Origin of the sequence: Enterobacter sp. 50588862 (assembly GCF_001462935.1) — a bacterium.
In the GTDB taxonomy this organism is placed as follows: Bacteria; Pseudomonadota; Gammaproteobacteria; order Enterobacterales; family Enterobacteriaceae; genus Enterobacter; species Enterobacter bugandensis.
On sequence record NZ_LNHM01000026.1, the window covers coordinates 1 to 26,764 of the forward strand.

24 protein-coding genes and 5 tRNA genes are annotated in these 26,764 nt (G+C 55.9%); 11 read left to right on the forward strand and 18 right to left on the reverse strand.

The genetic code is table 11. The features are described 5' to 3' along the window. The 5 genes from APT89_RS12700 to APT89_RS12720 all read right to left on the reverse strand — a co-directional run. Positions 1 to 334 (reverse strand): GTP-binding protein (locus APT89_RS12700; protein ID WP_227647127.1); only part of this gene is annotated, 334 nt, incomplete at its 3' end. Positions 335 to 452: 118 nt separating this feature from the next. Beyond that, positions 453 to 528 (reverse strand) — tRNA-Thr (locus APT89_RS12705). Between the two features lie 6 nt (positions 529 to 534). Then, positions 535 to 609 (reverse strand) — tRNA-Gly (locus APT89_RS12710). Between the two features lie 117 nt (positions 610 to 726). Next, positions 727 to 811, reverse strand: a tRNA-Tyr gene (locus tag APT89_RS12715). A gap of 8 nt (positions 812 to 819) precedes the next feature. After that, positions 820 to 895, reverse strand: a tRNA-Thr gene (locus APT89_RS12720). Between the two features lie 317 nt (positions 896 to 1,212). On the opposite strand from APT89_RS12720, the gene coaA reads away from it, so the two are divergent. Continuing rightward, complete coding sequence (gene coaA / locus APT89_RS12725) at positions 1,213 to 2,163, forward strand: type I pantothenate kinase (protein WP_045630289.1); 951 nt, start codon at positions 1,213 to 1,215, stop codon at positions 2,161 to 2,163. Between the two features lie 44 nt (positions 2,164 to 2,207). Here coaA and dppF read toward each other — a convergent pair whose 3' ends face one another. The 9 genes from dppF to APT89_RS12770 all read right to left on the reverse strand — a co-directional run bounded on the left by dppF (position 2,208) and on the right by APT89_RS12770 (position 12,630). Beyond that, positions 2,208 to 3,221, reverse strand: a complete 1,014-nt coding sequence (gene dppF, locus APT89_RS12730) for a dipeptide ABC transporter ATP-binding subunit DppF (RefSeq protein WP_028015094.1) — start codon at positions 3,219 to 3,221, stop codon at positions 2,208 to 2,210. After that, entirely contained in the window at positions 3,218 to 4,201 is a 984-nt protein-coding gene (dppD, locus tag APT89_RS12735) for a dipeptide ABC transporter ATP-binding protein (protein ID WP_041911597.1), read from the reverse strand. Before dppD ends, dppF begins: the two co-directional genes overlap by 4 nt. A gap of 10 nt (positions 4,202 to 4,211) precedes the next feature. After that, positions 4,212 to 5,114 (reverse strand): dipeptide ABC transporter permease DppC, encoded by a 903-nt coding sequence (gene dppC, locus APT89_RS12740; protein ID WP_028015093.1) that lies wholly within the window; start codon positions 5,112 to 5,114, stop codon positions 4,212 to 4,214. A 9-nt stretch (positions 5,115 to 5,123) separates the two neighbouring features. Beyond that, the gene (gene dppB, locus APT89_RS12745; RefSeq protein ID WP_028015092.1) at positions 5,124 to 6,143 is read right to left on the reverse strand and encodes a dipeptide ABC transporter permease DppB; all 1,020 of its coding nucleotides are present in this window, start codon (positions 6,141 to 6,143) and stop codon (positions 5,124 to 5,126) included. A gap of 177 nt (positions 6,144 to 6,320) precedes the next feature. After that, positions 6,321 to 7,928: a dipeptide ABC transporter periplasmic-binding protein DppA gene (gene dppA, locus APT89_RS12750; RefSeq protein ID WP_028015091.1), complete on the reverse strand. Its 1,608-nt coding sequence runs from the start codon at positions 7,926 to 7,928 to the stop codon at positions 6,321 to 6,323. A 620-nt stretch (positions 7,929 to 8,548) separates the two neighbouring features. Next, a tRNA-Pro gene (locus tag APT89_RS12755) sits at positions 8,549 to 8,625 on the reverse strand. Positions 8,626 to 8,716: 91 nt separating this feature from the next. Further along, a complete protein-coding gene (gene eptB, locus APT89_RS12760; RefSeq protein ID WP_041911598.1) occupies positions 8,717 to 10,411 on the reverse strand; it encodes a kdo(2)-lipid A phosphoethanolamine 7''-transferase in 1,695 nt (564 codons plus the stop codon). A 237-nt stretch (positions 10,412 to 10,648) separates the two neighbouring features. Beyond that, positions 10,649 to 11,851 (reverse strand): L-lactate MFS transporter, encoded by a 1,203-nt coding sequence (locus APT89_RS12765; protein ID WP_041911599.1) that lies wholly within the window; start codon positions 11,849 to 11,851, stop codon positions 10,649 to 10,651. A gap of 236 nt (positions 11,852 to 12,087) precedes the next feature. Next, positions 12,088 to 12,630, reverse strand: a complete 543-nt coding sequence (locus tag APT89_RS12770) for a lipase (protein ID WP_045260015.1) — start codon at positions 12,628 to 12,630, stop codon at positions 12,088 to 12,090. A 160-nt stretch (positions 12,631 to 12,790) separates the two neighbouring features. Here APT89_RS12770 and tag point away from each other — a divergent pair, with 160 nt between their 5' ends. After that, positions 12,791 to 13,372 (forward strand): DNA-3-methyladenine glycosylase I, encoded by a 582-nt coding sequence (gene tag, locus APT89_RS12775; protein WP_028015087.1) that lies wholly within the window; start codon positions 12,791 to 12,793, stop codon positions 13,370 to 13,372. After that, positions 13,350 to 13,796 carry an N-acetyltransferase gene (locus APT89_RS12780; RefSeq protein WP_060572558.1) on the forward strand — a complete coding sequence of 149 codons (447 nt, stop codon included), beginning with the start codon at positions 13,350 to 13,352 and terminating at the stop codon, positions 13,794 to 13,796. Before tag ends, APT89_RS12780 begins: the two co-directional genes overlap by 23 nt. Here APT89_RS12780 and APT89_RS12785 read toward each other — a convergent pair. Beyond that, positions 13,759 to 16,038: a molybdopterin guanine dinucleotide-containing S/N-oxide reductase gene (locus APT89_RS12785; protein ID WP_060572559.1), complete on the reverse strand. Its 2,280-nt coding sequence runs from the start codon at positions 16,036 to 16,038 to the stop codon at positions 13,759 to 13,761. The genes APT89_RS12780 and APT89_RS12785 overlap by 38 nt on opposite strands. Before the next feature lie 211 nt (positions 16,039 to 16,249). On the opposite strand from APT89_RS12785, the gene APT89_RS12790 reads away from it, so the two are divergent. The 6 genes from APT89_RS12790 (at position 16,250) to ghrB (ending at position 22,303) form a co-directional block, all read left to right on the forward strand. Continuing rightward, a complete protein-coding gene (locus tag APT89_RS12790) occupies positions 16,250 to 16,912 on the forward strand; it encodes an OmpA family lipoprotein (protein WP_041911604.1) in 663 nt (220 codons plus the stop codon). Positions 16,913 to 17,091: 179 nt separating this feature from the next. Then, the gene (locus APT89_RS12795; protein ID WP_028015084.1) at positions 17,092 to 18,108 is read left to right on the forward strand and encodes a LacI family DNA-binding transcriptional regulator; all 1,017 of its coding nucleotides are present in this window, start codon (positions 17,092 to 17,094) and stop codon (positions 18,106 to 18,108) included. Positions 18,109 to 18,211: 103 nt separating this feature from the next. Then, positions 18,212 to 18,961, forward strand: coding sequence for a sugar phosphate isomerase/epimerase family protein (locus APT89_RS12800; RefSeq protein ID WP_045630285.1), 750 nt, complete (start codon positions 18,212 to 18,214; stop codon positions 18,959 to 18,961). A gap of 3 nt (positions 18,962 to 18,964) precedes the next feature. Next, positions 18,965 to 19,903, forward strand: coding sequence for a sugar kinase (locus APT89_RS12805; protein ID WP_041911607.1), 939 nt, complete (start codon positions 18,965 to 18,967; stop codon positions 19,901 to 19,903). A 118-nt stretch (positions 19,904 to 20,021) separates the two neighbouring features. Beyond that, positions 20,022 to 21,302 (forward strand): MFS transporter, encoded by a 1,281-nt coding sequence (locus APT89_RS12810; protein WP_028015081.1) that lies wholly within the window; start codon positions 20,022 to 20,024, stop codon positions 21,300 to 21,302. A gap of 26 nt (positions 21,303 to 21,328) precedes the next feature. Beyond that, positions 21,329 to 22,303: a glyoxylate/hydroxypyruvate reductase GhrB gene (ghrB, locus tag APT89_RS12815; protein WP_045630284.1), complete on the forward strand. Its 975-nt coding sequence runs from the start codon at positions 21,329 to 21,331 to the stop codon at positions 22,301 to 22,303. A 58-nt stretch (positions 22,304 to 22,361) separates the two neighbouring features. Here the strand turns inward: ghrB and cspE are convergent, their stop codons facing one another. Next, positions 22,362 to 22,574: a transcription antiterminator/RNA stability regulator CspE gene (gene cspE / locus APT89_RS12820; RefSeq protein ID WP_003860775.1), complete on the reverse strand. Its 213-nt coding sequence runs from the start codon at positions 22,572 to 22,574 to the stop codon at positions 22,362 to 22,364. Positions 22,575 to 22,820: 246 nt separating this feature from the next. After that, positions 22,821 to 23,531: a DUF3053 domain-containing protein gene (locus APT89_RS12825; protein WP_041911609.1), complete on the reverse strand. Its 711-nt coding sequence runs from the start codon at positions 23,529 to 23,531 to the stop codon at positions 22,821 to 22,823. Between the two features lie 331 nt (positions 23,532 to 23,862). Between APT89_RS12825 and APT89_RS12830 the strand changes: the two genes are divergently transcribed. Then, entirely contained in the window at positions 23,863 to 24,150 is a 288-nt protein-coding gene (locus APT89_RS12830; protein ID WP_028015078.1) for an HTH-type transcriptional regulator, read from the forward strand. Positions 24,151 to 24,188: 38 nt separating this feature from the next. On the opposite strand, the gene APT89_RS12835 is transcribed toward APT89_RS12830, so the two are convergent. Beyond that, positions 24,189 to 25,808 carry an ABC-F family ATP-binding cassette domain-containing protein gene (locus tag APT89_RS12835; protein ID WP_041911610.1) on the reverse strand — a complete coding sequence of 540 codons (1,620 nt, stop codon included), beginning with the start codon at positions 25,806 to 25,808 and terminating at the stop codon, positions 24,189 to 24,191. Positions 25,809 to 26,148: 340 nt separating this feature from the next. On the opposite strand from APT89_RS12835, the gene APT89_RS12840 reads away from it, so the two are divergent. Then, positions 26,149 to 26,764, forward strand: a 616-nt coding sequence (locus APT89_RS12840) for a helix-turn-helix domain-containing protein (protein WP_446717757.1), incomplete at its 3' end; no start/stop codon positions are given.

Consider the following 26,764-nt stretch of genomic DNA (forward strand, 5'->3'; position numbering starts at 1 on the left):
GGCCGTCAGTCGCAGCAACAACCAGGATCGCGCCGTCCATCTGCGCAGCACCGGTGATCATGTTTTTAACATAGTCGGCGTGGCCTGGGCAGTCTACGTGTGCGTAGTGGCGAGTCGGGGTGTCGTATTCAACGTGAGAGGTGTTGATGGTGATACCACGAGCTTTTTCTTCTGGTGCGTTATCGATCTGGTCGAATGCACGAGCAGAACCACCGTAGGTTTTTGCCAGAACGGTAGTGATTGCAGCGGTCAGCGTTGTTTTACCATGGTCAACGTGGCCGATAGTACCGACGTTAACGTGCGGTTTTGTACGTTCAAACTTTTCTTTAGACATCGATTGTCCCTCTAAGACACGGATAAATCGGTGATATCACCACATCAACCAGGCGAAATGCCTGAATTGTTGAATACAGTAAAATTGAAACAGAGAGAAACGGGAAGGAGAAGTGAAGTGGTGCTGATACCCAGAGTCGAACTGGGGACCTCACCCTTACCAAGGGTGCGCTCTACCAACTGAGCCATATCAGCACGTATTGGAGCGGGCAGCGGGAATCGAACCCGCATCATCAGCTTGGAAGGCTGAGGTAATAGCCATTATACGATGCCCGCATCCTGAAACTCGGCTACCCAGTTCTTTCTGTAACAAAAAAAGAGATTTCTCTCTTTTTCAGTTTGAGCTGGCTAATTTTTCCAACCAGCTCCGGCGGCATTTACGCTGCCAGAAAGTGGTGGTGGGGGAAGGATTCGAACCTTCGAAGTCTGTGACGGCAGATTTACAGTCTGCTCCCTTTGGCCGCTCGGGAACCCCACCGGACTTGATGGTGCCGACTACCGGAATCGAACTGGTGACCTACTGATTACAAGTCAGTTGCTCTACCTACTGAGCTAAGTCGGCATCAAGTAGCGCGCATTCTATGGATACCTGCGCGGTCATGCAACTAAAAATTTGCATAAAACGTTCTTTCGCTCACATTTTATGCGAACGCAGCGCTAAGCGATGTAAAAGTAGCCATTCCGGGTCAAATAATCAACATACAGGCATGATTTACATCGCATACACCGTAGCGTGACGGCTTCCGCGTAACGCAGCGCTTTCCATCTTTTTTCTTATTATTCCCGCCATCTGGTGTTAACCTCCTGCCCATTGTCCAAAATTAACTGTGTGATGAGCCACGTCCCGGCAGCATAGCGCTGGCTCACTGAAGCATGCTTATGAGCAAAAAAGAGCAAACGTTAATGACGCCTTATCTTCACTTTAACCGCAGCCAGTGGGCTGCCCTGCGTGATTCCGTCCCTATGACGCTGACTGAAGGTGAAATCGCACGGTTAAAAGGGATAAACGAAGATCTGTCCCTGGAAGAGGTGGCAGAAATTTATCTCCCCCTCTCTCGCTTGCTTAACTTCTATATCAGCTCCAACCTGCGCCGTCAGGCGGTGCTGGAGCAGTTCCTCGGAACCAATGGTCAGCGCATTCCTTATATCATTAGTATTGCGGGCAGCGTGGCCGTGGGTAAAAGCACTACCGCACGCGTGCTGCAGGCGCTGCTGAGCCGCTGGCCGGAACACCGCAGCGTTGAGTTGATCACCACCGACGGCTTCCTGCATCCAAATGAAGTATTAAAAGAACGCGGGTTGATGAAGAAGAAGGGCTTCCCGCTCTCTTATGATATGCACCGTCTGGTAAAATTTGTCTCTGACCTGAAATCTGGCGTGCCGCACGTCACGGCGCCGGTCTATTCACACCTGATTTACGACCGCATCCCGGATGGGGATAAAACGGTAGTCCAGCCGGATATCCTGATCCTTGAAGGTTTGAACGTGCTGCAAAGCGGCATGGACTATCCTCATGACCCGCATCATGTGTTCGTTTCGGATTTCGTCGATTTCTCTATCTATGTTGATGCGCCGGAAGACCTGCTGCAGAACTGGTACATCAACCGTTTCCTGAAGTTCCGCGAAGGGGCATTCACCGATCCGGATTCCTATTTCCACCACTATGCTCAGCTTTCTGAAGAAGAAGCGATCAAGGTAGCAACGGGGCTGTGGAATGAGATCAACTACGTGAACCTCAAAGAGAACATCCTCCCGACGCGCGAGCGTGCGAGCCTGATCCTCACCAAGAGCGAGAAGCACGCCGTCGACCAGATTCGCCTGCGAAAATAGTCAGGCAGACATAAAAAACCGGCTTAGCGCCGGTTTTTTTTTCGTTATGCGTGCGGCTTCTCGCCATTTTCATCCTGATCGACCGCAAAGCAGGCGACCAGCTGACCGCCATAATCCTTCAGCTGCGGCTGAAGCTGGGTGCACGGGCCAAAGCGGCGGCTGCAGCGCGCGTTGAAGGCACACCCCGGCGGCGGATTCAGCGGACTTGGCAGTTCACCCGTCAGCTTAATGCGCTCGCGACGATCGTCCGGGTTCAGACGCGGCGTCGCAGACAACAGCGCCTGGGTGTACGGATGACGAGGATTACTAAAGATCTGCTCTTTGGTCCCCTTCTCCACGCAGCGCCCCAGATACATCACCATCACTTCATCGGCAATATGCTCCACCACCGACAGGTCGTGAGAGATGAACACATAAGACAGCCCCAGATCCTGTTGGAGATCCATCATCAGGTTCAGCACCTGCGCGCGCACGGACACGTCGAGCGCCGAAACCGGCTCATCGGCAATCACTACGTCCGGATCGAGCATCAGCCCGCGGGCGATAGCGATACGCTGACGCTGGCCGCCGGAGAACATATGCGGGTAGCGGTCGTAATGCTCGGTTTTGAGGCCGACCTTCGCCATCATCGCCAGCGCTTTTTCACGGCGCTGCTCTTTGCTCAGATTGCTGTTAATCAGCAGGGGCTCTTCCAGGATCTGTCCCACTTTTTTACGCGGGTTCAAAGAACCGTACGGGTTCTGGAACACAATCTGGATTTTCTGGCGGCGCAGCTTCTGCGCCTGCGGGTCGTGCTTGAGCAGATCCTGGCCCTGATAATAAAGCTCACCGCCGGTCGGGACTTCAATCATCGTCAGCAGACGGCCCAGCGTCGATTTCCCGCAGCCTGACTCCCCCACCACCGCCAGCGTTTTACCGCGTTCGAGGGTAAATGACACGCCGTCCAGCGCTTTCACCAGGCGCTCAGGGGCAAAAATCCCCTTTTTCACCGGGTAGTGTTTTTTCAGGTCGATGGCCTGCAACAGCGGTTGTTGCGTGGTGGCCTGTTGCGTACTCATAGTGTTGGCCTCCCGGCATCATCGAGTGGGTAGTGGCATTTTGACTGTCGACCGTCGGCCAGCAGATTCAGCTCTGGCTCCTCAACGCGGCATTTGTCCGTCGCATACGGGCAGCGCGGATTAAGCAGACAGCCCTGCGGACGGTCGTATTTGCCCGGAACCACGCCCGGCAGCGACGCCAGACGCGCTTTGTCCTGAGCAAACTCCGGCAGCGCGCGCAGCAGTGCCTGGGTATACGGATGACGCGGCGCGCGGAAGATATCGTGCGAATTCCCGGTCTCAACCACCTGGCCGGCATACATCACGATGATCTTGTGTGCGGCTTCGGCCACCAGCGCCAGATCGTGCGTAATCAGCACCAGCGCCATGTTCTCTTTCTGCTGCAACTCCAGCAGCAGCTCGATGATTTGCGCCTGAATGGTCACATCCAGCGCCGTTGTCGGTTCATCCGCAATCAGCAGCTTTGGTCGACAGGCAATCGCCATGGCGATCATCACGCGCTGGCTCATCCCACCGGAAAGCTGGTGCGGGTATACGTCCAGCCGCGATGCCGGGTCAGGAATACCCACCTGGTTCAGCAGGTCGATCGCGCGCTGGCGACGGGTTTTCTTGTTACCACCCTGGTGCACCTTAATCGCTTCCATAATCTGGAAGCCGACCGTGTAGCACGGGTTCAGGCTGGTCATCGGGTCCTGGAAGATCATCGCCACTTCGGCGCCCACCAGCTGGCGGCGCTGTTTCTCAGAAATGCGCTTCAGGTCCTGACCGTTGAACTGCAGGTTTTCCGCCATCACGCGGCCCGGGTAATCAATCAGCCCCATGATTGCCAGTGAACTCACCGACTTACCGGAACCGGACTCCCCGACGATACCAACCACTTCGCCCTGATTGACGCTGTAGCTGATGCGGTCCACGGCGCGAAACGGGGTGCCTTCGTCGCCGAAGTGCACCGATAATTTATCTACATTTAATAACGCCATCTCGTGCCTCTTACTGCTTCAGTTTGGGATCAAGCGCATCACGCAGGCCATCACCCATCAGGTTAAATGCCAGCACCGTCAGCAGGATTGCCAGACCCGGGAAGGTGACAACCCACCAGGCGCTTTGTGCGAACTGCAACACGTCGGAGAGCATAGTGCCCCACTCCGGTGTTGGCGGCTGCGCACCCATGCCCAGGAAGCCAAGAGCGGCCATATCAAGAATGGCGTTAGAGAAACCGAGCGACGCCTGAACGATCAGCGGCGCAAGGCAGTTAGGGAAGATATTAACGAACATCTGGCGCATCGCACCGGCACCCGCCACGCGAGAGGCGGTCACGTAGTCGCGGTTCACTTCCACCAGCACCGCCGCGCGTGTTAATCGCACGTAGTGAGGAAGCGCCACGAAGGTCAGCGCCAGGGCGGCGTTACCGATCGACGGGCCGAAGATCGCCACCAGCACCAGAGCCAGCAGCAGGCTTGGCAGCGCCAGCATGATGTCGACGATACGCATAATGATGTTATCAACGATGCCGCCGAAGTAACCGGCAACCAGGCCGAGGATGATCCCCATAATCAGGGAGAGCACCACCACCAGGCAGCCAACCAGCAGCGACAAACGCGCGCCGTACATCAGACGCGACAGCACATCGCGGCCCACATCATCGGTACCCAGCAGGTGCGCCAGACTACCGCCGTCCTGCCAGGCAGGAGGTGCCAGCAACGCATCGCGGAACTGATCCGCCGGGTTATATGGCGCCAGAAAGTTCGCAAACACCGCAATCAGGATCATGATAGCGACATACACCAGCCCGACTACCGCGCCTTTATTGCGCTTGAAGTAGTGCCAGAACTCCTGCAGCGGCGTCATTGGAACCGGTGCAGCAACAGCTTTGTTTTCAGAAACCTGTGACATGATGGCCCCTTACTTCTTATGACGAATACGCGGGTTCACCACGCCGTACAGCAAATCGACCAGCAGGTTGACGAGGATAATCATCGTCGCGACCAGCAGCACCCCACCCTGCACCACCGGATAGTCACGGCGTTGCAGCGCATCAATCAGCCAGCGTCCGAGGCCCGGCCAGGAGAAGATGGTTTCCGTCAGGATCGCCCCCGCCAGCAGCGTACCCACCTGGAGGCCGATAACGGTCACCACCGGCAGCATGGCGTTACGCAGCGCGTGGACGATGATGACGCGCATGCGGGTTAAACCTTTGGCGCGCGCGGTACGGATGTAATCTTCACCCAGCACTTCCAGCATGGAGGAACGGGTCATACGCACGATCACCGCCAGAGGAATGGTGCCCAGCACCATGGCAGGCAGGATCATGTGCGCAACGGCATCAATGAAGTTGCCCTCCTCGCCCCAGATGGCCGTGTCGATCAGCATAAAGCCGGTTAACGGATTGGTATCATCAAGGAAGACCATATCGCTGACGCGTCCGGAGACCGGCGTCAGGTTCAATTGCACCGAGACCAGCATGATCAGCATCATGCCCCACCAGAAGATAGGCATGGAGTAACCGGTCAGCGCCAGCCCCACGGCGGTATGGTCGAAAATAGAGCCACGCTTAACGGCAGCCAGTACCCCAACAGGAATACCCACCGCAGTGGCGAAAATCATGGCGCAGATGCCAAGCTCCAGCGTCGCTTTAAAACGCGGCACGAACTCGTCCCACACCGGAAGACGGCTTTTTAACGAAATCCCTAAGTCACCGTGCATCACGCCCCAGATATAATGGAGGTACTGCTGCCACATCGGCTTATCGAGGCCGAGTTCAGCCAGCAGCTGCGCATGACGTTCAGGGGAAATACCACGCTCGCCCGCCATAATCATTACCGGGTCGCCGGGGATCATATGGACGAAGGCAAAAGTGAGAAGGGTGATACCGATAAACGTCGGGATAACAAGTCCCAGACGTCGGAGGATGAACTGCAACATAACCCGGATTCTCTCTGATGACGCACGGCCAGTGGCGTGACGTCTGTATTGCTCACAAATCTTATTCCCTCCCCTTTCAGAGAGGCAATAAAGCACTGCTGCCGGGTGGCGCTACGCTTACCCGGCCTACATACCGTAGGCCAGTGCAAGCGCAGCGCCGCCTGGCGTTGCTTTTAATTATTCAACCGATACGTTTTCGAAGTGGTGTTTGCCCAGTGGATCAACCACGTAGCCCTTCACTTCTTTACGCACTGGCTCATACACGGTGGAGTGAGCAACAATCAGCGCCGGAGCCTGATCGTGCATAACAACCTGAGCCTGCTTGTAGAGTTCAATACGTTTGTTGTGATCGTCTGTCGCACGCGCCGGCTGGATCAGGTCTTCAAACGGCTTGTAGCACCAGCGAGAGTAGTTAGAGCCGTCTTTCGCTGCCGCACAGCTGAACAGGGTGGCGAAGAAGTTGTCCGGATCCCCGTTGTCACCGGTCCAGCCCATCATTACCGCCTGGTGCTCACCCGCTTTGGCGCGCTTCAGATACTCGCCCCACTCGTAGGTCACAATCTTGGCCTGAACGCCAATTTTCGCCCAGTCAGCCTGAACCATTTCCGCCATACGGCGTGCGTTCGGGTTGTACGGACGCTGTACCGGCATCGCCCACAGCTCGACGGTAAAGCCTTTATCCTGGCCCGCTTCTTTCAGCAGCGCTTTCGCTTTCTCAGGATCGTAACTGTAGTCCTTAACGTCGTCGTTATAGCCCCACATGGTTGGTGGGATCAGGTTCTTGGCAGCAACGCCCGCGCCCTGGTAAACGGCCTTGATGATCGCTTCTTTGTTCACCGCGTAGGTCAGCGCCTGACGTACTTTCACGTCATCAAACGGTTTCTTCTCGGTATTGAAGGAGAGATAGCCCACGTTCAGGCCCGCCTGCTCCATCAGGTTGATGTTTTTGTCCTGCTTCATGCGCGCGATATCTGCCGGATTCGGGTACGGCATCACCTGGCATTCGTTTTTCTGCAGTTTAGCGTAACGCACGGATGCATCAGGCGTGATGGAGAAGACCAGACGGTCGATCTGCGGCTTGGTGCCCCAGTAGCCCGGGAAGGCTTTATACAGAATACGGGAGTCTTTCTGGTACTGCAGCAGCTGGAACGGGCCGGTACCGATTGGGTTCAGGTCCACTTTTTCCGGCGTGCCGGCTTTCAGCATATTGTCCGCATACTCTTTAGAGAGAATAGAGGCGAAGTCCATGGCCAGGTCAGCCAGGAATGGCGCTTCAGGACGGGTCAGCACGAACTGAACGGTTTTATCGTCTACTTTTTTCACTTCGGCGATCAGGTCAGGCAGACCCATCCCTTCGAAGTATTCGTAGCTGCCGCCAGACACTTTGTGGTACGGGTTCTGGGCGTTTTTCTGACGGTCGAAGGAGAACACAACGTCGTCGGCGTTAAAGTCGCGCGTTGGTTTGAATTCTTTGCTGTCCTGCCACTTCACGCCCTGGCGCAGGTGGAAGGTATAGGTTTTGCCGTCTTCGCTGATGTCCCACTTCTCGGCCAGACCCGGAATCACTTCCGTGGTGCCGGTTTTGAATTCAACCAGACGGTTATAGATCGGTACAGAGCTTGCGTCGTAAGTCGTACCAGAGGTAAAGAGCTGTGGGTTAAAGCCTTCCGGCGAGCCTTCAGAACAGTAAACCAGGGTTTTTGCCTGTACGCTTGCTGCCACGGTCATAGCCACCAGGCTCAGACCAAGCTTCAGCATCCCTGACTTCTTCAAGGAAATACTCATTATTCTGCTCCAATGTGATGTTTTGCTTTGTTGTGTTACGCCGCCAGACCTTTATTTATTTTTTACCCGGTCCGGTCGGAGGTGCCCGAAGGCGTTAAAGGGATGGAGAATCCTTTCAGAAGAGCGTTTGAGTTGCAGCGCAGATCGTCCCTGAAATGCCCCTCATGCCCTACAATCTGTCAACAGAATGTGAAAACGTCAATACAGGTGACGGGGATTTGCGCCGAGTGTGAGAAACCGCAAACAAAGATTAAAAAAACCCTGAACGCCAGTTTTCAGCAGGGAAATTTATGCTACTCGCCAACTTGCAGCACAAATATCTTCATATTTCGCAACAATCAGTGATTAACTTTTATTCAGAATGGGTAAATTTTCTTGCAGAATGGTGATTATCTGAGCACTAAATACCGCGAACGTTAAAACGCACAGCGAAAAATGCTGAGGTTATCCATAAGCAACGCGAAAAAAGATCAATCTATATATAAAAAAATACAATGGATTATGTCACAAAATCATTAACAGGCAGGAAGAAGCGGGGATAAGGGGCATTTTACTGAATCAGGATGAGTAAGCCGTTAATGCAAAAAGGGCTAACCTTGCGGTTAGCCCTTTTCAGAATGTGGTCGGCGAGAGAGGATTCGAACCTCCGACCCACTGGTCCCAAACCAGTTGCGCTACCAAGCTGCGCTACTCGCCGAATGCGGAGCGCATCTTACTGCTGAGGTGCGCCCCCGTCAATCCCTTATTTTCAAAAAGCCATTCAACTGGCGATATTCTCGCCAGAGCAGCTACTGCGCGGCTTTTGCGGTGTTATCAGGGAGTTTACACCAGTTGTTGTTTTCGTTAATCCCACCATTCGGTGAGGTATAGCCGAGGCAACCCATAATGGTATCGTACAGCTCAACGTGACGACGCGGCACCTTCATTTCCGCCTCTTTCTTAAGCTGAGCAAACATCTTCGCTTTCTCCGGATTTTCAAGATACTTATCCGACATCCACATGATCATCGGCACGCGGAACTGCTCCGGCGGTGCCAGCTTGCGCGGCGTACCGTGCAGGTGCTCTTTCTCATTAATGGACTCACCGTGGTCTGCGGCGTAGATAACAATCGCTTTTTTATCACGCAGCTGGTCAATCACGCGGCTCAGGAAGGTATCCACATACAGAATGGAGTTATCGTAGGCGTTGATCAGCTCCTGCTTGCTGCAGTCTTTATTAATGCCTACGCACTCAGGCTGCCATTTCGCGAAATCGCGCGTGTAACGCTGGTAATAACTGTAATGCGACCCTTTGGTATGCAGAATGACGAGATGTTTGCCCTGCGGGTGATTCTTCAGAGACTGGGACATCTCCTCAAGCAGCAGCATGTCGTCCACGTTTTTCCCGCGGTTGCGAGGCTCGGCACCAATCTGCTCACGATACGCGATGTTATCTGCCAGCGTGTTGGTGTAGAACCACATCTCACTTTGCATGGCGAACAGATCGGAGCTAAATCCAAGCTGCTTCAGCACGGCAAAGACGTTTTGCTCTTTGAGGGTACGCTGCGGGTTATCGCTCGCCCCGCCTTCACGCACAAACATACAGCGCAACGAGAGCTTCGTGGCGGTATCGCAGGAATAGCCGCGGTAAGCCACCAGATTCTTCTCCTGCGCCAGTTTCGGCGTGGTATCGCGGTCATAACCGAGGATACCCATATGATCCCAGCGCGTCGTTTCACCGATGACAAAGACTACGTAAGTATCATCCAGCCCGTCAGCCGGCGCCTGGTAGGTGAACTTTTTGGTCGGGTTAATCAGCGATTTTACATCGCTGGATTCGTCCGCCTGTGCCCAGGCGTAAAGACCTAACGCGGACAGCCAGTTGGACGGCAGATACGAGTTAGCCACCACGCCGCCATAGCTCGGCATATCCACGCCCGTCGCTTTTTCGATCCGTTTTTGCTGTTTTTCCATCAGGCGAATCGGTGCCCACACCAGCAGGCCCGCCAGCAGAACGACGGCGACGTTGCGGATGCGCTGTCCCCGGGTACGCAGCTGGCGTAACAGGGTATAACGGCAGGTATTACTCCAGATAAAGAAGAGCGGGATCAGGCAGGTCAAAATCGTCCATATGATGAACCCTTGACCCACCACCTCTTTCGAGAGGTCGATGTCCGTGGTCATCACCGAGGCGACAATACCGTAGCCAATGACCACGTTCATGAAGGTCATGTAATAGCTTGCGGCGGCAGAGATAATCACCACCAGCGAGGCCAGAATTTGCCATGTACGTCGGCCAAAAAGCGAGAGCAGGCGTAACAGGAAGAAGGTTGCCAGGATAGAGCCAAACACTTCAATGACGGCAAAAATTCCATTTCTTACGCTGAGGTGTTCGAAATAACCTTCCACACGTCTGAACAGTACCGCGCCATTCAGAAACAAACCGATATAGACAGCCAGCATCAGACACAATCTTTGCTGGGTAAGAGACCTAATATATTTCATGCAAACAACCCTGGGGGAAGGGGTATAAAGACCCGCCGAATCTCAGTGAGAAAGCTGACAGAGTAAGTAGATGCGAGCGAAACCGTTATCAGAAACGTCTACAAGCGCGATAAGTAGACCACAGCGGGAAAGAAAAGTGGCAGCAGAGAGTGTGATCGAGGAAATTTTTTACAAAATAACAAGTCCGGAAGTGATGTTGAGATAAAAAAAGAGGCCCTGAGGCCCCTTTTCATCGAATCATGCATGCGCTTCTTTATACACTTCGCGCTGTGGCTGACGAATCGTTGTGGACAGCGCCAGCGAGATAATCAGCAAGGCAAATATCACGCAGAAGGTCACGTAGAAGCCACCGAACAGCGAGGCAATCAGCGACCCGCAGATACTGCCGATACCGAAGCCGAGATAAATGACGCCGTAGTTTTTCGCCAGATTGTTGAGGCCGAAGAACTCGCTTACCAGCGACGGGAAAACGGTAATGGTGCCGCCGAAGTTAAAGGCGACGCAGGCAATCGCCGCAAAGAAAGTCGCCTCGTTCAGCGGTGCAAACAGCAGCGCCGCCATGCCTACCAGAGAGATGACCTGCCCCAGCGTAATCACGCGGATGCGGGCGATTTTGTCAGACAGGATACCGAGCACCAGACGACCCGAGAGGTTAGCAATGGAGATGACCGTCACCGCATTCGCCGCCGTCGCGGCATCCAGTTTTACCATCCCCTGCGCGATATCTTTCGCCACACCGATGACATACAGACCGCTCATGCAGGCCGTCAGGAACATCACCGCCAGCATCCAGTACTGCGGTTTACGCATGGACTGCGCGAGGGTGAAATCATTCTCCACCACGCCGTTAACGGTTTTCACTTCCTGCTGCGGGGCATCTTTCATCAGCGTGGCGCCAAACAGAATCATCACCAGGACAATAGCCCCCCAGATCATGAACGTTTTTTCGAGGCCAACGGACGCCAGCAGTTGAGAGTCGATAAATTTAAAGCCAAGGCTGCCCAGGCCATAGGAGCCGATAGCAAACGCGGAGATTAAGCCTTTACGCTCCGGGAACCACTTCACGCAGTTCGACAGCGTCAGCAGGTAACCTGCGCCGTCCGCCAGCCCCACCAGCACGCCGGCGCTCAGCCACAGCATCATCAGGTTGCTGGAATGCGCCGTCAGGAAAAAGCCCAGGCCCAGCAGAATGCCGGAGGCCATGGTCACGCGCTTCACGCCGAAGCGTTCCTGAAGTTTGCCCGCCACGGAAGAGGAAATCGCTAATCCAAGACTCAGCAAGCCGAAGGAGAATGCAACCTGGCTTATCGGCGCGCCGAGCTTATCAGACAAGGCGCTGTTAAACAGACTCCAGGTATAAACCGAACCCAGTGCGAACTGGGTAATGATGGTGCCGAAGAGCGTCAGCCAACGCGTGCGGTTATAGGTTGAGGTGTTCATGGCAGTATCCTGCAAGAGAAATTAAGGAAATTCGCTGAGGACACGATAAACAAAACCCCAAAACGCCAGGGGTAAAACGGCATGAAATGCAGGAGAAACGGAATGAAATGCCTGGAAGCGGGAATGAACGACCTTGCCGGAGAAGAAAACGTTGAAAGGTGAGTGACCACTATCACCACAACCCTCGCCGTTATTGTATTAAATATGTTACCGCAGCGTTTAAAAAAGTAACAACCCTAAAATTTGGCGCTTAAGCCCAGGGTATACAAATATTCTTCTTCCGACTGCTGGTTGTAGCTGATCTTCGCCCAGGGGTGTAAATCGCCGTACTGGGTATCAACACGCCACCCCAGCGAGTTCACGCTGGCATGCCAGAGGGGTTCGGTAAGCGACTGCGCGGTGGTTGTATCACTAAACGTATTTACCGTTGAGGGTGGAGTGCCCTCTGTGCGCCACGCCATGACCGGCCCGGTTGTGATATGCCCCGCCACGGGAAAATTCCAGCCAACGCTCAGAACGGTTTCCGCATCCGACCCGGATGGGTCGTTCAGCGCAAAGCCCGCAGCATTCTGCGAATGGTTAATACGCTCCGCGAGAATATCTTCATAACGAGGTTGGTGATCGGCGTCCCATGTATAGCGTTCTGTCGTATTACTTTGTGCATCTGAAACGATATATTCCTGTTGCCACGCAAAAGCGGTGTTACATATAAGCAGGCAGGCTGAAACGCCCACCAGGCCAGAAGCAGCATGGCGACCACTGATTTTTTTTATCATCATCAAAGCGACTCCAGAAAGAGCCGAGTTCGGCGATATATGTCATTGTTCGAAGAGGTATTGGGGCATATAGCCCTGTATTAACTATTGTCTCTTTAGCAGACTCGTCAAGCCGGGCAGATTGAAATTTTTGCGTTTATCGTATCAGGAAGGGAGATGACCTATGCAACGTTGCGGTTGGGTAAGCCAGGATCAGCTTTATATCGATTATCACGACAAGGAATGGGGCGTACCGGAAACCGACGGTGAAAAACTGTTTGAAATGATTTGCCTTGAAGGCCAGCAGGCCGGTCTGTCGTGGATCACCGTTCTGAAAAAGCGTGAGAACTACCGCAATGCCTTCCACCGGTTCAATCCGGCTGCGGTGGCCGCCATGACCGACGACGACGTGGAAAGGCTGGTTCTGAATCCCGGTATCATCCGCCATCGCGGTAAAATTCAGGCCATTATCGGTAACGCGCGGGCTTATCTGGCGATGGAGCAAAACGGCGAACCCTTCTCAGCATTTGTCTGGTCGTTTGTGGATAACGAGCCGAAGGTGACGCGGGCCGCCACGCTTGCAGAGATCCCAACCTCGACCCCTGCCTCGGATGCCCTGTCGAAAGCGCTGAAAAAACGCGGCTTCAAGTTTGTGGGCACCACCATCTGTTACTCCTTTATGCAAGCCTGCGGGCTGGTCAATGACCATATTACGGGCTGCATCTGCCACCCGGAGGGCAACCATGATCCGCAAATGGCACAGTGAGAATACCGCTCAGCTCCTGAGACTGTGGCTTGAGAGCACCACCGAGGCGCATCCGTTTATCGACGCCGCCTACTGGAAAGCGAACGAAGCGCTGGTGCGGGATGAATACCTTCCCGCCGCCGAAACCTGGGTCTGGGAGGAGAACGGCACGCCGCGCGGTTTTATCAGCGTCATACAGTCGCAGTTTGTGGGGGCGCTGTTCGTTACGCCAGCGTATATCGGAAAAGGCATCGGGCGCGCGCTGCTGAACCATGTTCAACAGCGCTTCCCGCACTTAACCCTGGAGGTGTATCAGAAAAACATCCGGGCGGTGAATTTCTATCATGCTCAGGGCTTTCGCATTGAAGACAGCGCCTGGCAGGATGATACCCAGCACCCGACGTGGATCATGAGCTGGCAGGCGGATCAAACGCCGTTAAGGTAAGCTCGGGCCCTTCATATTTCTCGACCCAGGCCAGCGCCGTGTTCCCTGCGCAACCATTCCCCAGCTTCGAGCTGGGGAGATCTTTGGTCAGCACGTTAACCGCCCCGTTTTTACAGATCCCACCTTCGGTGGGCTCAAGGTCGGGCCAGGCTCCCTGATGAATACAGATCACGCCTGGCTTAATCCCGTCGCTGACCACCGCCCCTGCCAGCACCTGTCCACGCTGGTTCCAGACGCGCACCACGTCACCGTCCGCAATCCCACGCGCTTTGGCGTCTAAAGTATTCAGCGTAATTGGCTCCCGCCCGGCGACCGCATACTGCTCGCGCAGAGAGGTGTAGTTAAGCTGACTGTGCAGACGATGCGCCGGATGGGCAGACAGCACCTGCAGCTGCTCCGGCTGAGCGTTGCCGTGCCACTCGTCCGGCTCCAGCCACGAAGGGTGTGGCGGACAATCGACATATCCAAAGCTGGCGATGCGCTCGCTGTAGATCACAATCTTGCCGCTCTCGGTTTTCAGCGGATGGTTTTCCGGGTCGCGACGGAAATCGGCGAAACGGACAAATCGGGCGTTCTGTTCGCTTTCCGGCATTTCGAGAATCTGGTTCGCCTCCCAGAATTCAGCAAATGGCGGAAGCGTCACGCCCTGCGCCGCACCGCGCTGTCCGGCGATCTGGTAGAAACTCTCCAGCCACTGCAGGTCATTTTTCCCTTCGGTAAAGCGTTCGCGACCGCCCGCTTCCCAGAGCTCGCTCAGTTCAGCAAACACGTCAAAATCATCACGCGCTTCATCACGCGGGGCCACCACGCGCTTCATCGGCACCATATGCTGGTTGCTGTAATCGCCGGTCATGGTGAGATCGTTACGCTCAAACGACGTGGTCGCCGGCAGCACGATATCGGCATGTTTGGCCGAGGCGGTCCAGAAGCACTCGGAAATCACCACCAGCTCCGGCTTTTGCCAGGCGCGGATCAGGCGATTGGTATCCTGATGGTGCGTGAAGTTTGCCCCGCCCGCCCACCAGACAAACTTAATGTCCGGGAAGTGGCGGTCCAGACCGTTATGCTGATAAAAACCGCCCGGGTTTTCCAGGGCTTCAACGATTCGTGCCACCGGGATTTTATCCACGGCATCCACGCCGCCCTGCACCGAGCCTTGCAGGGACGCCAGCACCGCCGCTTTACGCGTTGGGTTACCGCCGTTCGCAAAGTGATAAGAAAGACCAAAACCGCCGCCCGGCGTACCGATCTGCCCAAGCATCGCGGCAAGGGTCACCAGCATCCAGTGTTTCTGCTCGCCGAACTGCTGGCGCTGCATCCCCCAGCCGGACATTAACATCGTGGTATTTTTATGGAACAGTGCCGCCAGTTCGCGGATTTTAGCGGCTGGAACGCCACAAATTTCCGCGGCCCACTCTGCCGTTTTCACTACCCCATCAGATTGGCCCGTCAGGTAGTCGGCGAATTTGTCGAAGCCGGAGGTGCACCGGGCGAGGAAATCGCGGTCGTGCCAGCCGTTCTCCACCAGCGTATGGGCGATACCCAGCATCATCGCCACGTCGGTGCCCATATGCGGAGCAATCCACTCGGCGCTGTCGCCGAAGAAGTCCATGGTTTCAGAACGCATCGGATCAATGCAGATGATGCGTTTGCCGCTTTTGCGCAGCGCGTCGAAATACCCCATCCCCTGCTCGTCGCTGGCATTCCAGGCAATTTTCAGCGTGTTCAGCGGGTTGGCGCTCCACAGCACCACCACGTCGGTGTGCTGCAGCACCAGCGGCCAGCTGGTCTGCTGCTGGTACACTTCGTTTCCTCCCACGACGTACGGCATGATCGCCTGCGCCGCGCCGGTCGAATAGTCTCCCAGATGACCGGTATAGCCCCCGGCCAGGCTCATGTAGCGCTGCAGCAGGGTCGAGGCCTTATGCAGCACGCCGTTCGAGCGCCAGCCATAAGAGCCGGCAAAAATGGACGATGGGCCATAGCTGTCGCGAATGCGCTTATGCTGCGTATGGATCAGCGCCAGCGCATCGTCCCAGCTCACGCGAACAAACTCATCCTGACCACGGATCCCCTGCGGCTTATCCGGCGAGGCCAGAAAACCTTTGCGCACCATCGGCCAGCGCACGCGCGTTTTGCTGTGCACCTGATCGCGTACGACGGTCTGTAACGAATTGGGATGTTGTGTTGGCAGTGCCCCACGGGACGACAGAACATTTTCGCCATCGGTTTCGACCAGCATCGGCCCCCAGTGGGCGGCGGTCAGAATGGTTTTTGTTGAGGTGCTCAAGCGTGCGCTCCTGGTTGCGTGCAGGTTTACGGCCTTCTCGTTGAGGCCGTTTATGGTTTGTCACAAATTTCAGAGTTATACCCGGAATTTTCTCCGTATCTGGACGTCATAATCAACTGCCACGCTCGCCATGGCAAAGAATAAAAAGGATTAAGGAAAGAAGATGAAAAAACGCGTACTCGTTATTGCCGCTCTGGTGAGCGGTGCACTGGCTGTTTCTGGCTGCACAACCAACCCTTACACCGGTGAGCGCGAAGCGGGTAAATCCGGCATCGGCGCAGGTATCGGCTCGCTGGTCGGCGCAGGCGTTGGGGCGCTCTCCTCCTCCAAGAAAGACCGCGGAAAAGGTGCGCTGATTGGCGCAGCGGCAGGCGCGGCGCTGGGCGGCGGCGTCGGTTATTACATGGACGTGCAGGAAGCGAAACTGCGCGACAAAATGAAGGGAACCGGCGTGAGCGTCACCCGCAGCGGCGATAATATCATCCTGAACATGCCGAACAATGTGACCTTTGACAGCAGCAGCGCCACGCTGAAACCCGCGGGCGCGAACACCCTGACCGGCGTGGCGATGGTGCTGAAAGAGTACAACAAGACCGCCGTGAACGTGATTGGCTACACCGACAGCACCGGCAGCCAGGATCTGAACATGCGTCTGTCTCAGCAACGTGCCGATTCCGTGGCCAGCTCCCTGATAACCCAGGGCGTTGAAGCAAACCGCATCCGCACCAGCGGCATGGGCCCTGCCAACCCTATCGCCAGCAACAGCACGGCGGAAGGTAAAGCGCAAAACCGTCGCGTAGAGATTACGTTGAGTCCTGTGCAGTAGGTAAAAGCAAAACGGCAACCCCGTTGCCGTTTTTAGTGTCTGCGCCCTCTCCCGTGGGAGAGGGTTGGGGTGAGGGCATCAGACCGCAACCTCCGGTAAGCGCACCGCCACCCGGCAAAATGCTTGATTCGCCAGATTTTCCCGCTAAGGTATTCTCACTAAATTCAGGGAAATCAGCGATGAGCAAACCAGCCCGGGCCACCATCAGCGACGTGGCGAAAGCCGCCAAAACCGGTAAAACCAGCATTTCGCGCTACCTTAACGGCGAGAAACACCTGCTGTCCGACGCATTGCTGGCGCGTATTGAACAGGCCATTGCCGATCTCGACTATCGTCCCAGCCTGATGGCGCGCGGGCTCAAACGCGGTCGCACCCGCTTGATCGGCCTTATTATCGCCGATATCACCAACCCCTACTCCGTCAACGTCCTCAGCGGTATCGAGGCCGCCTGCCGCGAGAAGGGCTTCACGCCGCTGGTCTGTAATACCAACAACGAAGTCGACCAGGAGCTGCACTACCTCGATCTGCTGCGCAGCTACCAGGTGGAAGGGATAGTGGTTAACGCAGTAGGCATGCGTGAAGAGGGCCTGAACCGCCTGCAGCAGTCCTCCCTGCCAATGGTCCTCATCGACCGTAAAATCCCGGAATTCGCCTGCGATGTCGTCGGGCTGGATAACACCCAGGCAGCCACAACCGCGACCGAGCACCTGATCGAACAGGGCTTCGAAGCGATTCTTTTTCTGAGCGAACCGCTGGGCATGGTAAATACCCGACGCGACCGCCTGGCGGCATTTCGCGCCACGCTTGCGCGTTATCCCGGTGCGATCGCCGAAAATGCCGAAACGCCGCTTCACGAAGCCGACCAGATCGACAACACCCTGCGCCAGTTCCATACCCGCCATCGCGGGATGCGCAAAGCCGTTATTTCCGCCAACGGGGCGCTGACGCTTCAGGTCGCTCGCTCGCTCAAGCGCATTGGCCTGCACTGGGGCAGCGATATCGGTCTGCTGGGCTTTGATGAGCTGGAGTGGGCGGAGCTGGCTGGCGTAGGTATTACGACCCTTAAACAACCCACCTGGCAGATTGGCTATGCCGCTGTAGAACAAGTGATTCGTCGTATTGAAGGCACCCGCGATGCCGTACGCGAGCAGGTCTTCTCCGGCGAGCTGATCGTTCGCGGCTCCACCGCCCGTTAATTCCCCCTTGTGATAGCGATCATAAATTCGACATCCTGATCTTTTCTTTGGAACCGGTTCCATCTAGCGTAATAGTATTGATATGTTGCGATGGAGTCCGAAGATGGGCAGGAAAATCATGGTGGTCACCGCCGCGTATGGCGCGGAACAGGTGCGACAGGCAGGCGGTCAGCGGGCGATGCTCCCCGTTATTGCAGGCGCAGGGGCAGACGGCGTGGAGATCCGCCGCGAACTGTTTAACAGCGAAGAGCTGCTGGCGCTGCCTGCACTGAGCGAATCCATCGAGCTAATGGGTCTGCTGGCGTGCTACTCCGCGCCCGCCGCCCTGTTTATGGCCGACGGCACCCTTAACCCGGACCTGCCCCGCTATCTCTCTGAGGCCAACACCCTTAACGTCCTGTGGCTGAAGGTTTCCCTGGGCCATTTCAGCGACACACAGTCTCTCGACGCCCTGCGCGCCCTGCTGAATGCCAGCGGTATGGCGCTTGTTGTGGAGAACGATCAGACCGACTGCGGGCAGCTCGCGCCCATGCGGCGCTTCCAGGCCGCCTGTCGGGAAATGGCGTTGCCCGTCACGCTGACCTTCGACATGGGCAACTGGCTGTGGGTCGGCGACTCCCCCGAAGAGGCCGCACATCACCTCGCCCCTGCGGTGAGCTATATCCACGTTAAAGCCGCCGTTCCGCATAAAGATAACTTCCGCGCCGTGGCGCCGGACCGCGCAGACGCGCGCTGGCTGGATCTGCTCGGCCAGCTGCCTGCAGATGCTCCGCGCGGTATTGAGTTCCCGCTGGAAGGGGCGGATTTAACCGCCGTTACCCGTCATTACGTCAACCTGCTGCGCGAGGAGTAAATCATGCACAAAACGCTGGATGCCATCACGATCGGCGAGGCTATGGCGATGTTTGTCGCGACCGAAACGGGCGAACTGAGCGCGGTAGAGCACTTTATCAAACGCGTAGCGGGCGCAGAGCTGAACGTCGCGACCGGCCTGGCGCGTCTCGGTCTGAACGTCGGCTGGGTCAGCCGCGTGGGGGATGACAGCTTTGGCCATTTCGTTCTCGACTCGCTGAAAAAAGAGAATATTGACGCCGCAGGCGTCACCCTGGACGGACGCTTTCCTACCGGCTTTCAACTTAAATCGAAGGTCGAAAATGGAACCGATCCCATTGTGGAGTATTTCCGCAAAGGTTCGGCGGCAAGCCATCTCTCAACGGAAGATTACCACGCCGGCTATTTTGCCTCCGCCCGCCATCTGCACCTGAGCGGCGTGGCGGCGGCGCTCTCTGACAGTTCCTATGAACTGCTGGACCATGCGGCAACCACCATGAAGTCGCTGGGCAAAACGATCTCTTTCGATCCGAATTTGCGCCCGGTGCTGTGGAAAAGCGAAGCGGAAATGGTCGAGAAGCTGAACCGCCTTGCGTTCCAGGCGGACTGGGTTCTGCCGGGCCTGAAAGAGGGGATGATTCTGACGGGTGAAAATACGCCGGAAGGCATTGCTGATTTCTATCTGACTCAAGGGGTAAAAGCGGTGGTGCTGAAGACCGGTGCCGATGGTGCATGGTTCAAAACGGCAGACGGCGAACAGGGCGCGGTCGCGGCGGTGAAGGTTGAGAACGTTGTCGACACCGTCGGCGCGGGCGATGGCTTTGCCGTAGGCGTCATTAGCGCCCTGCTGGAAGGCAAACCGCTGCAGCAGGCCGTCGCGCGGGGCAATAAGATTGGCTCGCTGGCGATTCAGGTGCAGGGCGACAGCGAAGGATTGCCAACGCGAGCAGAGCTCGGCGTTTAAATTCCCTCTCCCGCGAGGGAGAGGGCCAGGGTGAGGGCAGCATGCCACACCAAATAATTAAGCCACCGTGTACCCTACAGACAACGGCGGTAACAACCTCAACAACAGAGGCAAGCCTATGAACAGTTCGACCAATGCAGTAAAACGCTGGTGGTACATCATGCCAATCGTGTTTATCACGTACAGCCTGGCGTACCTCGATCGTGCCAACTTCAGTTTCGCATCCGCAGCGGGGATCACCGAAGACCTCGGCATCACCAAAGGTATTTCATCCCTGCTGGGTGCCCTTTTCTTCCTGGGCTACTTCTTCTTCCAGATCCCCGGCGCGATTTACGCGGAACGCCGCAGCGTGCGTAAGCTGATCTTCATCTGTCTGATCCTTTGGGGCGCCTGCGCGTCACTGACCGGCGTGGTGAACAATATTCCTGCCCTGGCCGCCATTCGCTTTATTCTCGGCGTCGTTGAGGCAGCGGTCATGCCGGCGATGCTGATTTACATAAGCAACTGGTTTACCAAATCTGAACGTTCACGCGCGAATACCTTCCTGATCCTCGGTAACCCGGTCACCGTACTGTGGATGTCGGTCGTCTCCGGCTACCTGATCCAGTCCTTCGGCTGGCGCGAGATGTTTATCATCGAAGGGGTACCCGCAATTATCTGGGCATTCTGCTGGTGGGTGCTGGTAAAAGATAAGCCTGCCCAGGCGAAGTGGCTTTCCGAAGATGAAAAAGCGGCGCTGCAGGCGCAACTGGATAAAGAGCAGCAGGGGCTGAAGGCGGTACGCAACTACGGCGAAGCGTTCCGCTCCCGCAACGTTATCCTGCTCTGCGCGCAGTACTTTACCTGGAGTATCGGCGTGTACGGCTTTGTGCTGTGGCTGCCGTCGATTATCCGCAGCGGCGGCGAGAACCTTGGCATGGTGGAAGTGGGCTGGCTCTCTTCCGTACCGTATCTCGCGGCGACCATCGCGATGATCGTTGTCTCCTGGGCGTCGGACAAGCTGCAAAACCGCAAGCTGTTTGTCTGGCCGCTGCTGCTGATTGCCGCTTTCGCCTTCATCGGCTCGTGGGCGGTGGGCGCGAATCACTTCTGGGCCTCTTATACCCTGCTGGTGATTGCCGGTGCCGCCATGTACGCCCCGTACGGTCCGTTTTTTGCCATCATCCCGGAAATGCTGCCGCGTAACGTCGCGGGCGGTGCAATGGCATTGATTAACAGTATGGGCGCGCTGGGGTCGTTCTGCGGATCCTGGTTCGTCGGCTATCTGAACGGTGTGACCGGCAGCCCATCCGCGTCGTACATCTTTATGGGGGTAGCGCTTTTCGCCTCCGTGTGGCTTACTTTGATTGTTAAGCCTGCTAATAATCAACAGCACCTCGTCGGCGCACGCCACGCCTGAATCCTTAAAAATCAACGGAGATTAGCATGAAGCCGTCCGTCATTTTGTATAAAGCTCTGCCGGAAGATCTGCAGAAACGCCTGGAAGAACACTTCACCGTTACGCAGGTGAAGAACCTGAGCCCGGAGACCGTGGTGCAGCACGCCGATGCGTTCGCCAGCGCCGAAGGCCTGCTGGGTTCAAGCGAAAAAGTGGATGTCGCCCTGCTGGAGAAAATGCCGAAGCTTCGTGCTACCTCAACCGTTTCCGTGGGTTATGACAATTTCGACGTGGATGCCCTGAACGCCCGTAAAATCCTGCTGATGCACACGCCGTATGCCCTGACGGAAACCGTGGCAGATACGCTGATGGCGCTGGTGCTCAGCACGGCCCGTCGCGTGGTGGAAGTGGCCGAGCGTGTGAAAGCCGGCGAATGGACTAAAAGCATTGGGCCGGACTGGTTCGGCGTGGATGTGCATGGCAAAACGCTGGGCATCGTGGGTATGGGGCGTATCGGGCTGGCGCTGGCGCAGCGCGCGCATTTCGGCTTCAACATGCCGATTCTGTATAACGCGCGCCGTCATCACAGCGAAGCAGAAGAACGCTTCAACGCGCGTTACTGCGAGCTGGATACGCTGCTGCAGGAAGCCGATTTTGTTTGCCTGATCCTGCCGCTGACGGATGAAACGCGCCATCTGATTGGCAAATCCGCGTTTGAAAAAATGAAGAAGTCCGCCATCTTCATCAACGCGGGTCGCGGTCCGGTGGTGGATGAGCAGGCGCTGATTGAAGCGCTGCAAAGCGGCGAGATCCACGCCGCGGGTCTGGACGTGTTTGAGCAGGAGCCGCTTCCGGTGGATTCCCCACTGCTGAGCATGCCAAACGTCGTCGCCCTGCCACACATCGGCTCTGCTACCCACGAGACGCGCTACAATATGGCGGCGACGGCAGTAGATAACCTGATAGCCGCGCTTGCTGGAAAAGTAGACAGGAACTGCGTTAACCCGCAGATCCAACAGTAGAAACGAAAAAACCCGCCAGAAGGCGGGTTTTTGAATTTTGTGCTACTGGGTTGGAAGCTTACAGGCTTACAACGTTACCAGCTGCTGGGCCTTTAGCGCCGCTTTCGATGGTGAAGGAAACTTTCTGACCTTCGTCCAGAGATTTGTAGCCATCGTTCTGGATAGCAGAGAAGTGTACGAACACGTCTTTAGAGCCATCGTCAGGAGTGATGAAGCCGAAACCTTTATCAGCGTTGAACCATTTAACCAGACCAGTCATTTTAGCAGACATAGAAATTACCTTATTAACAAATATATTGTGCCTTCCGGCTTGATGGATTGCGTTACAGATTTTTAAGCGATGAAGGAAGGGTCACTACGAAGGGTATCTATGGATAACAATCTGGACTGCTTTACTAAACTGCTTTAGGTCTGTGTAACAAACCGACGAGAACAGTTATACCGATGTGGTAGAGGAATGACAAGCGTTATTTTCTGAATGCCGAAAAAAACCCCGCCTGAGGCGGGGTTTTTCGGTTTATTCTGTGGCAGCGACTGCTGCGCTCCACGCCTGGCTAAAGGCCTGGTGCTGGGCGGCCAGCGGCCCAATCAGCGTATTGTACTGACTTGCCTGCTGCGAGGTTGGGAACTGAATGCCGTTGGCAACAAAGCTCACCTGTGTCCCCTGCTGCGAGATGAAATCCCCGACCTGAACCAGCTGCTGAGTGAAGACCTGCGCGGCCGGAATCAGCGGTTGTATCGCTTCAGACGGTTTCGTCACTACTTTCTCATACACTTTATCGAAGACCGGTTTGAGATCCTCGCCCTGCTTCAGCGCAGAACGTGACGCGTCAGCCTGCATTTTCGCATTTTGCAGCTGCTGGCTCAGCACGCCGAGCGCACCGTTGGACTGGCGCAGCGGCTCGCGCTGAGTCATATAATCCTGGGGAACACGGATGGCGTTCACGCTATCCACTACCGGGCGGATACCGGAGTCCATCGCCTGGCTCACCTGCTGTGAATACCCATAAAGAATGGCGTAATCGGACACAAAGGGGCCAAACTGTTTTTTCTGATCCGCAGTCAGCGTCGGCAACCGCTCGCCGCTGCGCATCACTGTATTCTGCAGAAAATCGATAAACGCTTTGCGCTGATCGCCTTCTTTATCAAAACACCCACTCAGGCTAACAACCATCAACAACGCCGCAATAGGCGCAAACCAGCGAGAGCAGGACTTTCCTGTCGCCATTTTATTACTCCTTTCACCCAAAAAAGCGCACACCGGCACACGCGTGCCCGACGCTGACAAGGATAGTCCAGGTCAGCCTTGCAAGATACTCTTTTCATGTAAAACGACTATTGCCGATTTATTTCTTACTATTTACAAAAAAATACCTGGCGAAGCCGACATATGGTTAATCAGGGAATTAGCATAATTATCCAGATAGCTGAATCGCGTAAAGCGATCGTTACCGCACGATTAATCACAGCCGTGACGATCCTTGGTTTGTATTAGGGACTATTCTTAATTGGCTCTCTGATGTTCTTGATCACGATGTGAGATTTAAGAGGAGTTCTCAATGGAATATAAAGATCCTGAGTTTGAGCTGCTGAGCAGTCTGGAACAGATCGTTTTTAAAGATGTACCGCAGGCCATTACCCTGCAACAAAAATCCAATCCCTTTACAGAATATGAGCAATTGCGCAAAGGGACAGGACTGAAAACTGAAGAATTCGCCAGAGCGATGGGTGTCAGCGTGGCTATGGTGCTGGAGTGGGAGTCAAAACGAGAGAAACCCACCCCAACCGAGTTAAAGCTGATGCGCCTGATTCAGGCCAACCCTGCACTCAGCAAACAGATAGCGTAGTAAAGTTTGAACGCCCCCGCCTCTGCGGGGGCTTGTGTTTAAAGGCTCTCGAAACGCCAGCCCGTCTCTTCCCACACCATCTCGTGCGTCAGCGTTAATCCTTTTAAAAACGCATCATCGTGTGACACCACCAGCAGCGCGCCGGGGAAACCAGCCAGCGCCGCTTCAATAGCCTGCACTGAAGCCAGATCCAGATGGTTGGTCGGTTCATCCAGCAACAGGAGCTGCGTGGCCTCCCCGCGCCAAAGCACGCAGGCCAGCGCAGCCTTCAGACGCTCACCGCCGCTCAGTTCCGCCAGCGGGAGCGAGACTTTGTCGGCCCCCAGCTGAAGCTGGGCTAAACGGGTGCGTAACATACCCTCTTCCAGGGGCGTATTGCCCAGGTTGAGGTGCGTCATGACCGACTGCGACAGATCGAGCCGGGAAAGATGCTGATCGAGATAAGCACAGCTGACCGACACCTTGCAGGTTCCTGAACGTGGACTAATGTCGCCGAGGATGGCTTTCAACAGCGTCGATTTCCCGCAGCCGTTCGGACCTTTTAGCGCCACGCGCATTGGCCCGTCCATCCGCCAGCTAAGCGGAGGAACAGGCACATGCGGCAGCACCAGATCTTCCAGCACCAGCACCTGTTTACCTTCCGGGATCTGACTCCCCGGCAGGGTAAACATCACCGGGTTATCTTCTTCAACCCGCTCACGCGCCTTGTTTACCGCGGCATTCAGGGCTTCATTATGCTCGCTGTGCTGTTTTTTCCAGGCGCCGATACGTTCCTTTGCCGCGCCTTTGTATTTGACGCGTTCAAACGACGCGATATTCAGGGTATCGACGGTGCGTAATGTTTTTGCCGAGCGCCGCTGGCTGTCGTCATGCTCTTTTTGCATACGTGCGCGGGTGCGTTTGCGCTCCGTGGCCGCATGTTCCAGCGCCGCGCGGGCCGCCTGCTGTTCGGCATCGCGCTGGGTTTGATAATCCGCATAATTCCCACCGTAGCTGCGCAGCCCACCGCTGCTTAGCTCAAGAATACGCGGCACCTGCGCCAGCAGTTCACGGTCATGGGAGGCGACGAGCACGCCGCCCTGATAACGGGCAAGCTGGTCGTAGAACCACGCCCGTCCTTGTCGATCCAGATGGTTAGTCGGTTCGTCCAGCAGCAGGAAATCCGCTTCAGCCGTAAATGCCCCGCACAGCAGCGCGCGAATACGCTCGCCGCCGCTGAGCTCACCGGCTGGCTTATCTGGATCAAACGGCGGAAGTTTCGCCCGGGCAAACGCCTCGCCAAGACGTTCAGCTAAATCCCAGAATCCATCAAGCATTTCCAGATCGTCAGGCTGGTAATCGCCGCTGTCGATACGCGCTCGCGCCGCGAAGATGGCCTCGTACCCGAGCAGCTCAGCCAGCGTCGTGTGCGGCAAAATGTCCTGCTGCTGAGCCACATAGACATGTGTTCCGGTACGTTCAATATGCCCGCTTGCAGGCTCATCAAGCCCCGCCAGCAGACGCAGCAGACGCGTTTTCCCGCTGCCGTTACGGCCAACCAGAGCGCACAGAGACGGCTCCAGAGAAAAACTCAGCGGACCAAAAAGGGTATCGCCCGTCGCAAACTGACAGGTGACCTGATGCAAAATAAAAGAAGGGGACTGCGCAAAATGAGCCATAAGCACTCCTGAATGAAATCAAAACATCCCCTGCCTACGCGGTGGCGTTTAGCAAGGATCGAAATTCATCAGTCGTGTTTGTTCATTTTTGGGGGGCGCTCCAGAGCGAGAAATTTAACGGAGATAAGGATAGCGGTAATGGGTTGACCATTTCAAGGTTAAATTTTGGGCGACTTATACTCCCTCTTCCTTTGGGCTGAGGGATCCCCACCAAATATTGCTTGCACAGACGGCCCCCTCTCCCTTGAGGGTGTACGGTCCGGGGACATAGTGAACACTTGTTCGGGGACATGGTAGACACTTACAACTGAGGCATAAGAACCCGTTTATGGAGTCGCTTATGCCCTGGGATGCGAGAGATACCATGTCATTACGTACCGAGTTTGTGCTGTTCGCCTCGCAGGACGGGGCGAACATCCGTTTCCTCTGCCGTCAGTTCGGCATTTCTCCTGCCACCGGCTACAAGTGGCTTCAGCGCTGGGCTGAGGAAGGTGCCTCCGGTCTTCGGGACCGCTCCCGCGCACCTCATCATTCCCCGAACCGCTCATCTGACGACATCACCGCCCTGCTGCGCATGGCCCATGAGCGCCATGAACGCTGGGGCGCACGCAAGATTAAGCGCTGGCTCGAAGACCAGGGGCACCGTATGCCCGCCTTCAGCACCGTCCATAATCTGATGGCCCGTCACGGTCTGCTGCCGGGCGCATCACCGGGCGTTCCGGCTACGGGACGGTTCGAACACGACGCGCCGAATCGCCTCTGGCAGATGGATTTTAAGGGCCACTTTCCCTTTGGCGGTGGCCGCTGCCATCCGCTCACCCTGCTGGATGACCACTCCCGTTTTTCCCTGTGCCTGGCGCACTGTACCGATGAACGGCGCGAGACCGTGCAGCAGCAGCTGGTCAGCGTGTTTGAACGCTACGGCCTGCCGGACCGGATGACGATGGACAACGGCT